Genomic DNA, 14,798 nt, shown 5'->3' on the forward strand with positions numbered 1-14,798 from the left:
TACAGCGGCCAAACCGATATCTGTGTAGGCACACCGATAGCAGGCCGTAACCAGCAGGAAACTGAAGGACTGATCGGCTTCTTCATCAATACCCTGGCACTACGCAGTACTATAGATAGTGAAATATCATTCCATAACCTGTTACAACAAGTACGTACAACAGTGCTCGATGCTTACGAACACCAGGATGTACCGTTTGAAAAAGTGGTGGAGGTATTGGAACTGCCAAGGGTGGCAGACAGAAGCCCGGTATTCCAGGTAATGTTTGCGATGGAAAACATGCCATCTTCCTCAACTATAGATCTCAGCGATCTGCAGCTAAGCAGACAAAGCACCGGTGACGCCACTGCCAAATTCGAGATCAATCTGAGTATAGCAGAAGGAGAGTGGGGGCTTGAATTAACAGCGGTTTACAATGCCGATCTGTTTGAAGGCCCCACTATGCAAAGACTGCTGGAGCATTACGAGCAGTTATTGCAGGCGATGGTGACCGATATAGAACAACCTGCCGGTGCTGCCAAACTGATGACTGCTGAAGCAGCACAGCAACTGCTGGAGCGCTTCAGCTATAATGGACTGGCAAGTAAGACTGCCACCCCAACAACACTTGTACAGCTGTTCGAACAGCAGGTACAATTGTGTGCTGACGCTCCGGCGCTGGTATTTGGCGAAGAGCAACTGAGCTACCACCAGCTGGATGCACGCAGCAACCAGATCGCCCGTTACCTGCAACAACAGGGTGTTGGCAGCCAAAGCCTCGTTGGACTTTGTCTTGACCGTAGTACCGCATTGATCTGCTCCATACTGGGTATTTTGAAAGCCGGTGGCGCCTATGTGCCACTCGATCCCGGTTATCCAAAGGAGCGTCTTCAATATATGATCAACGACTGCAATTGCCAGCTAGTGATCACTCATAGTAATTATGTTCATTTGTTACAAGACAGCAACGCAATACCCATCTGCCTGGATGAGCAAGAGACCGTCTTGTCGCTTTTGCCAGACAGGAAAGTGGATGCTGCTATAAATACCCAAAGCCTGGCTTATGTAATTTACACATCCGGTTCTACCGGTCGTCCAAAAGGCGTGATGGTAGCGCATGGCTCAGTGGTACAACTGATCAACTGTCAGAGTGCTTATTTTGGCATTGATAACACAGACAGGATCCTTCAGTTCTCCAACTATAGCTTTGACGCTTCGGTAGAACAAATATTTTTAGCCCTGTTGAATGGTGCGGTACTGGTGCTCACCGGAGACCGGGAACGCCTGGAAACAGATCTACTGGAAGCCGTATTGATGCGGGAAGGGATTACCCACCTGCATGCCACACCTGGCTTTTTAAATTCTTTACGACCTGCCGCATACAAACTACGCCGCGTAATAGCAGGGGGAGATGTATGCAGCCGGGAAGTGGTAAAAGGCTGGAGCCGGTATGTAGATTTTTATAACGAATACGGTCCCACTGAAACGACGGTAACGGCCATCGAGTACCGGCATGCGCAAGGGAGAGACCTGCCTGCGAACAAAACATTACCTATTGGCCGTCCCCTGGGTGGAACGGCTGTATACATAGTTGACAAGTACGAAAACCTCTGTGCTGTAGGCGTAGCAGGTGAATTATACATTGGCGGTGCCCAGGTAGCCAGCGGTTACCTGAACCACCCTGAACTAACAGCTGAAAAATTTATAAAAGATCCATTCAGTAAAGAACCCAATGCCCGGCTATACCGCACAGGTGACCTGGCCCGCTGGCTGCCGGATGGTAATATTGAATTTTTAGGCAGAAAAGATGAACAGGTAAAAGTCCGGGGCTACCGCATCGAGCTTGGCGAAATAGAAAGCATCCTACAACAGGCTACAGGCGTGCAACAGGCAGTAGTAGTGGTACATGAAGACGAACAGCACAACAAACAACTGGCAGGCTACGTCGTAACCGACAACAACTATGACCAGGAAGCAGCGCTAACAGCACTACGCAGCCAGTTACCAGCATATATGGTCCCCGCGACACTTACGCCAATAGCGGCTATCCCCTTAACAACAAATGGCAAGGTAGACCGCAAAAAATTATCATTACAACCCATCAGCAATATCACTACACAGGCCTATGCCGCGCCACGCAACGAACTGGAAAGATCGCTGGCACACATCTGGCAGCACCTGCTGGGGGTAGATCAAATAGGCATCCACGACAATTTCTTTGAGCGCGGCGGTCATTCATTGTCTGCCATAAGGCTCGTATCGGCCATCAGAAAACAGTTGCAGACAGCAATCACTGTCAGGGAAATCTTTTTCCATCCTTCCATTGCCCTATTGGCTAGTGTAATACAGGAACGCGTCATAGGAACTACCATACCTGAAATTCATCCGGCTATCCGGCCGGAATATATCCCCTTATCCTTTTCGCAGGAGCGTTTATGGTTTATCGACCGGCTGCAGGGAACACAAGCCTATCATATTTCAGGCGTGTTCCGGCTTGATGGAGTATTAAATACAACAGCGCTTGAAGTAGCTTTCCGGCAGATCGTGCAAAGACATGAAATACTAAGGTCAGTTATTGTTGAAAAAGACGGAACAGGGTTTCAGCAGGTAACAGATGGCACCAACTTCAATCCTGATCAGGTAACAGAACATGCCATTCTGTTCTCCGGAAAAACAATGGAGCGCTATATAAGTGAAGGGGTGCTAAAGCCATTTGACCTGTCCCGCGATCCCCTATTACGGGTAACACTTGTAGCATTGAACGATGGCGCGCATCTTTTGATCGTTGTCGTACACCATATCGCATTTGACGGTTGGTCGATCTCCATCCTTGTAGAGGAACTGACAGCGTTGTACCGCAGTCAACTCGAAAACCAGGCGCCTGTGTTGTCGCCACTCCCTATACAATATGCCGATTATGCCATCTGGCAAAGAAAATATTTGTCGGGACCCGTGCTGGAACAGAAACTGCAATACTGGAAAGAGCAACTGCAGGACGTGCAGCCCCTGGATCTTCCTATCGATTTTGATCGCCCGCAGATGCAAAGTATTTCCGGCGGCATAGTAAGCCGTACAATCGATAGTTCGTTACACCAACAGCTGGTGGCGCTTGCAAGACAGGAAGATGTTACACTATATATGTTGCTGTTCAGTGTGTTCAACGTGCTGTTGCACCGCTATTGCGGCCAAACTGATCTTTGTGTGGGCAGTCCCGTTGCAGGGCGCCAGCACCAGGAAGTAGAAGGGCTGATGGGTTTCTTTATCAACACCCTGGCGTTACGCAACCATATTGATGGAGAGATGACCCTGCACGCCTTATTACAACAGGTAAAGGCAATCACCCTGGCTGCCTATGAGCACCAGGATGTCCCCTTCGAAAAGATAATAGAAACCCTGAAACTGGAAAGGAGCATGCACCGGCATCCCTTGTTCCAGGTATTATTTACCTTGCAGAACACACCCGCATCCGGTGAACTACAGCTCGGCCAGGTTACGTTAAACGCAGTTGATACCGGCAGCATCACTTCGCAGTTCGATCTTATAATGAATATCAGTGAAAACGAAGATGGACTGCACCTGGGTATCACCTACAGCACTGAGCTATACAGGCCCGATACCATTGAGAGAATGGCCGGCCATTATATATACCTGTTACAACAGGTAATCGCTGATATACATATGCAGGTAAAACAGGTAAAGTTGTTATTACCCGAAGAAGCAGCCCGCCTGTTAACCAACTATAATGAAACCAGGGTTGTTTATCCTAATGCAGCAACTGTGTTGACCTTATTTGAAGAACAGGTAAATAAGATACCCGATGCACTGGCGATCATAGCGGGGCCTGAACAGATAAGTTATAAACGACTTGACCAGGCAGCGGGGCGCCTGGCCGCTTACCTGCGCTACAAAGGCATTGGTAAAGAAAGTATGGTGGCTATTTGCATCGATCGCTCGGCTGGTTTACTGGTTGCCATGCTGGCAACCTGGAAAGCAGGGGCGGCTTATGTACCAATAGATCCACAATATCCTGCAGAACGCATCGGCTACATGCTGCACAACAGCGCTGCTGCTGCAGTCATCGTTGAAGCGACATATAAAGAACTGTTACAACAAGCTTCCTCCGGTATCGACGTAATTGACATTGATGAGGAGATACCGCAGGCGCCCATTATTGACAGTCGTCCAGAATTGTACGATCTGGCTTATGTGATCTACACCTCAGGTTCTACCGGCCAGCCCAAAGGGGTAATGATAGAACATGCAAAGCTGACCAATTACCTGTTGAACTGCGCTGCCAGGTATATGACAACAGAGACCGCAAATGCCGGCTCTTATGTACACCTGTCGCCTGGATTTGATGCATCCATTACGGCTTTGCTTGTACCGTTGATCACCGGTAAATATTTAGTCATTAGTAACGCAGCCCCCATTGATGTATTTAACGACGACAGCTTGCTGCAGCATGCCCCTTATGATTTTATAAAACTCACGCCTGCACACTTGTATTTGCTGCAACAATCGGTAAGTAGTGAGAAACTGGCAGCACTCACGCCGCACCTCGTGGTAGGCGGTGAGGCATTGTTATACGAACATATACGCTATTTTAAGGAGCAGCAGGTACCTGTCACCATCTTTAATGAATATGGCCCCACAGAAACGACAGTAGGATGTTGCCTGTATTCATTACAAGCATCCACATATGAACCACAAAGCAACAAGGGCATATGGATAGGCAGGCCATTCGACAATGTAAATATTTATATTCTCGACGCATACGATAACCTGGCCCCAGAAGGCATCCCGGGTGAGTTATGTGTAGGGGGTGCCCAAATTGCACGGGGATACCTGAACCAGCCACATCAAACAGCAGAAAGATTTGTGCCCAATCCGTTCAGGGCAGGTGAAATAATATACAGGACCGGTGATCTGGCCCGTTGGTTGCCAGACGGCAATCTCGAATTTCTGGGCAGGAAGGATGAACAGATAAAAATAAGAGGATACCGCATAGAGCCCGGAGAAATACAACACGTATTGCAACAGGCGCCTCGTGTACAGGAAAGTCTGGTGACCGTACAGGAAAACGAACGCGGCGACAGGCAACTGATAGGGTATGTTGCGGGTAGCGACATCGACCTGCAGGAAGTAATAAATTTTGCTAAGAGTCGCCTGCCCGGATTTATGGTACCCGACTTAATGATACCCATTGATCAAATGCCTTTAACGGCAAATGGAAAGGTAGACAGGAAACGCCTTCCTGGTGCGAGTATGTATACCGGTGTAACGTCCGGTTATGTGGCGCCGCGCAATGTTATGGAAACACAACTGGCGACTATCTGGCAGCAGATACTGGAAATCGGGCAGATAGGGGTCTTTGATAATTTCTTTACCCTGGGCGGTCATTCTTTACTGGCTATCCGGGTCATTGCTGCTGCTACGAAAGCACTGTCATGTGAGATCAGCATACGCGATATATTTGAACACCCAACTATTGCAGAACTGGCGCAACAACTGACAGCGAGAACAACGCAGCCCGTAATGCCAGCTATTCATCCGCAACCCAGACCAGCCTATATTCCGCTGTCATTTTCCCAGGAGCGTTTATGGCTTATCCATCAATTGGAAGGTAGTCTGCATTATCATGTTCCCCTCATTCTCCAATACCAGGGTCAGCTGAATGTCCCCGCTGTAACGTACGCTTTGCAGGAATTGATACAACGACACGAAACATTGCGCAGCACCATCCATATAAATGAAGCGGCCGAAGCGCATGTGGTGATCAGAAATGCCGAAGAGTGGCAATTAACGTATGAAGATGTAAGCAAACTGGAAACATCAGCATTAAACGATTTGCTTGGCCGTTTCCAGGCAAAACCCTTCGATCTTTCATCCGATTACCTGATCAGGGCTTTAGTATTAAAAGAATCACCTGAACAATATATACTCGCCCTTGTCATTCACCATATTGCCTGTGATGCATGGTCTATGTCGGTAATGGCGAAAGAATTTATTGAATTGTACAAGGCTTATACCCATAACCGGATGCCTGTATTACCAACCCTGCCTGTACAATACACAGATTATGTATTATGGCAACGCAGCCGCCTCTCTGCCGAATCCCTGGAAAGGCATCTATCTTACTGGAAGGAAAAACTAAAAGACATTCAACCGGTAGATAAGCTGGCAGACAACAACCGACCTGCTGTACAAAGCAAACAGGGAGCGGTCTACCGTTTTACTCTTGATAAGGATTTGCATGAATCGCTTGTGAAGGTAAGCCAGCAGAACAGCGCAACGCTCTTCATGACCTTATTGTGCGCTTTCAAAATACTGATATACCGCTATACTGATCTTACTGATATTGCCATCGGCACACCGGTAACCAATAGAACAGCCGCTGAACTGGAACAGCTTGTCGGCTTTTTTATGAACACCGTTGTAATGCGCAGCCATATCAGGGACGATCAATCCTTCGAATCTTTGTTACAACAGGTAAGAACAACGGTGCTTGAAGCGTTCAACCACCAGGAGGCGCCTTTTGAAAAAGTAGTGGAGGCCCTGGAGGTAGCACGCGATTTCAGCCGCCATCCTTTGTTCCAGCTGATGTTTGTGATGAACGATGACCATACAGTTAGTAATGCTGATCTCGAAGAAGGCTCTTTTTCTCCACTGACAACAGACCATACCACGTCAAAATTCGACCTGGTGCTAACTGCGTCTCCATCCGGACAAGGCATCGAGATGGTTATTGAATATTGTGTAGACCTGTTCCAGCCCGCCACGGTGGAAAGGCTGGCCCGGTATTATTGCACTATACTGGAGTCTGTTGTTGAAAATCCATTGTTGCCGGCCGGAGAGATAGCCTGTATGAGCAAACAGGAATATAAACAGGTATTGCTCGATTTCAATGATACACGGGCCCACTATCCCCTTAGCAAAACCGTGATCGACGTCTTTGAAGAACAGGCATCTAAGACGCCACATAAAGTGGCGGTCCATTACAACGGAACCTCCTGTACATATGAAGAGTTGAATATACAGGCAGACAAACTGGCGGCTTACCTGAGGCGTAAAGGTATCCGGGAAAATATGGCCGTGCCATTGTGTATTGAAAGATCACATAACATGGTGATCGCCATCCTGGCTATCATGAAACTGGGCTGTGCCTATGTGCCCATTGATCCGGCATATCCTGCAGAAAGGATCACTTATATGCTACAAAACGTAGGCGCAAACATCATCATCAGTACCACCCGTTGTTTGCAGGTTGTAAGCGATGATCTGTCTGTTGATGTTATATGTATCGATCGGGAGGCTGAACAGATCAACGGGGAAGCGATCAACCCAATGCTGCGGTACCCCCATGAAGAACGGATCACCTATATCATATACACTTCTGGTTCAACCGGAAGACCCAAAGGCATTGAAATGCCCGACAAGGCCCTGCTCAACCTGCTGTACTGGCAACAGAACGAGGTACAGAACAAATCCGAAAGGCGCATTTTGCAATTCGCCAGTATTAACTTCGATGCAAGTTTCCAGGAAATCTTTATGAGTCTTTGTTTTGGAGGGACGCTGTACCTCGTGGGCGAAGAACAGAGAAAAGACGTGACCGGGCTCTTGTCTGTTATTGAAAAAAATCGCATCACACATTTGTTTATACCTTATGTGGTATTGAAAAGCCTGGCCGAAGGCGCCGCTGCCTTAGACAGGTATCCCGATTCTTTGGAAGAGATCTTTACAGCAGGTGAACAACTGAAGTTGAGTGCCGACATCCGCTTGTTCTGTGAAAGGACCGGATTGCAACTGCTGAATTATTATGGCCCTTCCGAAACACATGTAGTAACGAGTTATAAAGTGCTGTCTGCTGATTACGAGCAACAGCCCTTGCCACCTATTGGTAAACCCATCAGCAATACAACAGCCTATATTTTAAATAGCAGGCGCAAACTGTGTGGCATTGGTATGATTGGCGAACTATACATTGGCGGGGTGCAGGTAGCAAAAGGATATCTAAACCGCCCTGAACTAACTGCCGATCGCTTTATTCATGACAACTTTTCAAATAGTACAGGCGCCAGGCTGTACAAAACCGGTGATGTTTGCCGCTGGTTGCCCGATGGCAATATTCAATTCCTGGGCCGGATAGATGACCAGGTTAAGATAAGAGGTTTCAGGGTGGAACCTGGTGAAATTGAAAATGTATTATTGACTGCCAGGTATATTTCCAAATCTGTAGTACTGGTAAAGGACGACGTGGCAGGTAATAAAAGGCTGGTCGCTTATGTCGTTACAGAAAACGGCTTTAATAAGGAAGAAGCCATTCAACACTTGCGTTCGAGGTTGCCCGACTATATGATCCCCCTGGCATGGGTGCAATTGTCTGAACTACCGCTTACCAGCAATGGAAAAGTGAACAGACAGGCATTGCCCGAACCTGATATAAATATAGCTGCCAGCGATAATTATACCGCGCCGCGGAATGAAATGGAAAAGACCATAGTGGCCATATGGGAGAATGATCTGGGGGTGAGCAGGATCGGCATCCATGACAATTTCTTTCAGCTGGGTGGCCACTCGTTACTGGCCATGCGTATAGCAGTGCTGACCAGTAAACTACTGAGCCGGGAAGTGAGCATTCGTGATCTATTCCTTTATCCGACTATTGCCACTTTATCTGCCCGGTTAAATGACCGGGAGTTTATCAATAATAAAGAGCTTACTATTAACAATATAGAAAGGCCGGGCTATGTACCTTTATCATTTGCACAAGAACGTTTATGGTTCATCGATCGCCTGCAGGGGACCACTGCCTATCATTTACCCTGGATATTCCGCATGGAAGGATTGGTAGACGTAACGGCATTGGAGTCATCATTCAGACAGATCATCAACCGGCATGAAGTATTGCGCACCATGATGTATGAGTGGGAGGGGGCTGGCTGGCAGCAAATAGCAGCTGCTGATTGCTGGAAAATGCATGTTACCACTGAAGAAGCGATACTTGTATCGGGAAAAGAGCTTTCAGCTTATATAGAAGAAGAAATACAGACTTCCTTCGATCTGGCGCGTGATATAAAGCTACGGGTGACACTCGTGCAGATCAGTAAAACTAAACATGTGCTCATTGCCGTGCTGCATCATATAGCCTTCGACAATACCTCTATCGGCGTACTGGTACATGAGTTGGAGAAGCTGTACAATAGCATCGTTAAAAACGAGCCCTTGTCATTACCCGTCCTTCCTTTACAATATGCAGATTATACGCTTTGGCAGCGGCAATATGTAAGCGGCGAAAGATTACAACAACAGCTGAACTATTGGAAAGAACAGCTAAAGGCGTTGCAGCCATTGGAACTTCCATTTGACCATCCCAGAACGATGACACCTGATAACCGGGCAGGCTTTGCAAACTACAAGATCCCAACTTCAACCAGTAGCCGCCTTGTACAGATATCAAGAGCCGAAAACGTAACCCTGTTTGTAGTATTATTATCGGCCTTCAAAGTGCTGTTGCAACGTTATAGCGGACAAACAGATATCTGCGTGGGTAGCCCTGTATCCGGAAGGCAGCATACCGAAACCCTTCAAATGATCGGATTCTTCATCAACACCCTGGCTTTGCGCAGTACCATATTACCGGATATGTCGTTCAAACAGGTGCTACAACAGGTAAAAGAAACAACCCTCGATGCCTTTGCCAACCAGGACCTGCCGTTTGAGAAAGTGGTGGAAACAGTAGTGGTGGAAAGAAATATCAATCGAAACCCCTTGTTCCAGGTGCTGTTCTCTTTACAAAACGCACCGGAGAATATTGAATTGAACCTGGCGGGTATAGGGCTCACGGAATGGCAGGTAACAGGTGCAACGGCGCAGTTCGATCTAATCCTGAACATAGTAGAAATGGCAGGCGAATTGCAGCTTAGCTGTACCTATCGTAATGGTTTGTATGAGGCGTCTACAATAGAACGGATGCTGCAACATTACAGCCGTTTGCTGGAAGAAGTAGTAAAGGATATAGACAGACCAGTAAGTAGTATGCAATTGCTTAGTACCACAGAAGTGCATCAATTGCAATACGGCTTCAATGATACAGCGGTAACCTATCCTGTTGATAAAGTAGTGACTACCCTGTTTGCCGAACAGGCTTTGCAGACACCCGATGCACTGGCATTAGTATATGGAGATCTGCAACTGAGCTATGCAGCATTGCATGCCCGCAGTAATGAACTGGCCCAGCACCTGCTACAGCTTGACAGGCAACCCAACCAACTGATCGGCTTGTGTATGGACCGCTCTGCCGATCAGGTAGTGGCCATGTTGGGGATCTTGAAAGCCGGTCATGGGTATGTGCCGGTAGATCCACAATATCCACTATCAAGGATCGCTTATATGCTTCAGGACAGTGGTTGTAAATATGTAATCACCACCCGTGAACACAGCGCGTTATTATTGCAGACACGCAACAACAGCGGCCTAATATACATAGAAGACCATCCAGCAACTGTTAATTCGGAAGCGCATTTATCACAGCCGTTACCCGTGATCCAATATAGCGATACGGCGTATGTGATCTACACATCCGGCTCTACGGGTCAGCCCAAAGGCGTATTGATAGAACATGGTCAGTTGATGAACTATTTGTACAATAGTAAGAAGCGGTATATACAGAAAGACCAGTCGGGAAGTGGCAGCTACCACCATTTATCGCTAAGCTTTGATGCCAGCATAACCGGACTATTGGTACCATTGATCAGTGGTAAGTCTGTAGTAATAAGCACTTCAACGGGTGTGGAGGTATTCAATGATCCCAACTTGTGGAAGTATGCACCCTATGACTTTATTAAACTAACACCAGCGCATCTTGGATTGCTGCAAACCGCGGACACCACCCCGCTGACACACCGCCTGGTAGTAGGGGGTGAAGCCCTTCATCAGCAACACCTCGACCTATTGAACCAGGCCGGGATACAAGTAGAAGTGATCAACGAGTACGGGCCTACTGAAGCCACCGTGGGCAGCAGCGTCTACAGTATACAAACCGGTAAGGGCATTGACATTCCCACCGCCACGATACCCATTGGCCATCCATTAGACAACACACAGATCTATATAGTAGATGAAGACCTGCAATTGTTACCAATAGGAGTAGCAGGAGAATTGTGCATAGGAGGCGCCCAGGTGGCCAGAGGTTACATGAACCGACCCGAACTAACAGCTGAAAAATTTATAAAAGATCCATTTACTAATGAGAAAGGCGCGCGTTTGTATCGTACCGGCGACCTGGCCCGCTGGTTACCAGATGGCAACCTCGAATTCTTAGGCAGAAGGGACGAACAGGTGAAGATCAGAGGCTACCGCATAGAGCTCGGAGAGATTGAATCTGTATTGCAACAGACAGCTGGCGTACAGCAAGCGGTAGTAGTGGTAAGAGAAGATGCACAACAAAATAAGCAATTGATAGGCTATGTGGTAGCAGGTGAGGGTTGGCAAAAAGAAGCGGCACTGGAAACATTATCAAAGCAACTGCCCGAGTATATGGTCCCGGCCTGGTTGCTGGAAATAACAGCAATCCCACTTACCGTACACGGCAAGATCGATCGTAAAAAACTGGCGGCGATCGAAATCACTACAGACCCTAACCAAACCTACAGGGCTCCCCGTAATGAAGTAGAACAGGCACTTGCCGCTATCTGGCAGGAGCTCCTGGGGGTAGAACAGGTTGGTATCGATGACAACTTCTTTGAACTGGGCGGCCACTCCCTGATGGCCATTCGGGTCATTTCGTATATTAAGAAAATCTTTTCCCTTACCATCCCCATACATGTTCTTTTCGAGTTGGTAACCTTACAGGATATTGGCAAATACATCGAGCTGGAAATGTCCATGCACACCGCAGAAGACGACACAACCGCCTTTGAAACAATCGACATATAACTTCCACATAGGTTTCAACTACTAACCCATTAAAAGTAAAATTATGGTATCCAATGAAGTTATTGACCTGCTGTATAGGGCCAAACTAAAGGGCATTCATGTTTCTTTACATGAAGATCAGATCAGGATCAGGGTGGCAAAAAACAGCAGTGGTGAAAAAGACCTGCTGGAGGAAATAAAAAGTAATAAGCACGACATACTTAAGTTATTGAAAGATGACAAGTGGGCAGCCTCCCGCGAGGCTATACAGGAGCGATCCATCATTATAAACAGCAGGACAGAATTATCTCATCTACCGCTATCATTTGCACAAGAACGCTTATGGTTCATCGATCGCCTTCATGGCAGTAAACAATACCACCTGCCGTGGCTATTCCGTATCAGCGGCGAAATAGACGAGGATGCACTCGAAGCTTCCTGGCGTGATCTCGTTGACCGCCATGAAGTACTTCGTACCGTTATGCAGGAACTGGAGGGCGTTGGCCGGCAAAAGATACTACCTGCTCACACCTGGACAATGACATCCGTTGACTCAGCCAGTCTGTCTACGGAACAATCACTGGAAGCTTTTATAGAAGCGGAGGCTTTCCGGCCCTTTATTCTTTCAGCAGATCATATGATACGCGCAACGCTGATCAAAATGAATGCAGGAGAATACAAATTATTGGTCGTATTGCACCATATCGCTTTTGACGGGTGGTCGATCGGTATTCTTGTGGAGGAACTGGTGGAACTATATGATAGTCGCGTTAAGAAAAGAACTCCCGTGCTCAAAGAACTGCCGGTTCAGTATGCAGATTATGCCATTTGGCAGCGTTCCTGGCTGACGGGTGAAAAATTGAATAGAGCGCTTTCGTACTGGCAAAACCGATTAAAAGATCTGCCTTCGTTGGAATTGCCTACAGATCATCCGCGTACTGTTGAAAGAACATTTCGGGGCGGAAGGGTAACCAGTCTCATCTCGGATAAATGGCCGTTGATACAACTGTGCAGACAGGAAGGCGTTACCTTATTTATGCTGATGCAGACCGCCTTTAAGGTCTTATTGTATCGCTACTGTGGCCAGACTGATATCTGTGTGGGCAGTACTGTAGCCGGCCGTCAACATCGCGAACTGGAAGGCCTGATAGGCTTCTTCATCAATACACTGGCTTTGCGTACTAAGATTGGCCCGCATAACACGTTCAGACAATTGTTGCAGCAGGTAAAAGAGACTACACTCGATGCTTACTCCAATCAGGACCTGCCATTCGAAAAAGTAGTGGAAGCGCTGGATATTAAAAGAGATATCAGTCGCAATGCCGTATTCCAGGCGTTGTTTGCTATGCAGAACATGCCGGTAGCCGGCGAGTTGAAACTGGGCGTAGCCAGTCTTACCGGGGAAACCATTAGCCGGGTTTGGGCGCAATTCGATATCAATCTCAACGTAACAGAAACGGAACAGGGTTTACAATTACTGATGATCTACGACAGCGATCTGTATAGAGAATCTACTATTATCCGGATGCTGCAACATTACAGTCGTTTGCTGGAAGAAGTAGTAAAGGATATAGACAGACCGGTAAGTAGTATGCAATTGCTTAGCACCACCGAAGTGCATCAATTGCAATACGGATTCAATGATACAGCAGTAACCTATCCTGTTGATAAAGTAGTGACAACCCTGTTTGCCGAACAGGCTTTGCAGACACCCGATGCACTGGCATTAGTACATGGAGATCTGCAACTGAGCTATGCAGCATTGCATGCCCGCAGTAATGAACTGGCCCAACACCTGCTACAGCTTGACAGGCAACCCAACCAACTGATCGGCTTGTGTATGGACCGCTCTGCCGATCAGGTAGTGGCCATGTTGGGGATCTTGAAAGCCGGTCATGGGTATGTGCCGGTAGATCCACAATATCCGCTATCCAGGATCGCTTATATGCTTCAGGACAGTGGTTGTAAATATGTAATCACCACCCGTGAACACAGCGCGTTATTATCGCAGACACACAACAACAGCGGCCTAATATATATAGAAGACCTCCCAGCTGCTACCGATGGGCAAACGCATTTATCACAGCCGTTACCAGTGATCCAATATAGAGATACGGCGTATGTGATCTACACATCCGGCTCTACAGGCCAGCCCAAAGGCGTATTGATAGAACATGGTCAGTTGATGAACTATCTGTATAATAGCAAGAAGCGGTATATACAGAAAGACCAGTCGGGAAGTGGAAGTTACCACCATTTGTCACTAAGCTTTGATGCCAGCATAACCGGACTATTGGTACCATTGATCAGTGGTAAGTCTGTAGTAATAAGCACTTCAACCGGTGTGGAGGTATTCAATGATCCCAACTTGTGGAAGTATGCACCCTATGACTTTATTAAACTAACACCGGCGCATCTTGGATTGCTGCAAACCGCAGACACCGCCCCGCTGACACACCGCCTGATAGTAGGGGGTGAAGCCCTTCATCAGCAACACCTCGACCTATTGAACCAGGCCGGGATACAAGTAGAAGTGATCAACGAGTACGGGCCTACTGAAACCACCGTGGGCAGCAGCGTCTACAGTATACAAACCGGTAAGGGCATTGACATTCCCACCGCCACTATACCCATTGGCCATCCATTAGACAACACACAGATCTATATAGTAGATGAAGACCTGCAATTGTTACCGGTTGGGGTAGCAGGAGAATTATGTATAGGGGGCGCCCAGGTTGCCAGAGGTTACCTGAACAGACCCGAACTAACAGCTGAAAAATTTATAAAAGATCTATTTACTAATGAGAAAGGCGCGCGTTTGTATCGCACCGGCGACCTGGCCCGCTGGTTACCAGATGGCAACCTCGAGTTTTTAGGCAGAAGGGACGAACAGGTAAAGATCAGAG

The 14,798-nt window shown here is 47.5% G+C and carries 2 protein-coding genes; both read left to right on the forward strand.

Annotated elements, in window-relative coordinates; all coding sequences use genetic code 11:
- The coding region (locus J7I42_RS30810) for a non-ribosomal peptide synthetase (RefSeq protein ID WP_209143563.1) at positions 1–11,913 on the forward strand (11,913 nt) is incomplete at its 5' end.
- A gap of 43 nt (positions 11,914–11,956) precedes the next feature.
- On the forward strand, positions 11,957–14,798 hold a 2,842-nt coding region (locus J7I42_RS30815), incomplete at its 3' end, for a non-ribosomal peptide synthetase (RefSeq protein ID WP_209143565.1).

Source organism: Niastella soli, from assembly GCF_017742245.1.
Lineage (GTDB): Bacteria > Bacteroidota > Bacteroidia > Chitinophagales > Chitinophagaceae > Niastella > Niastella soli.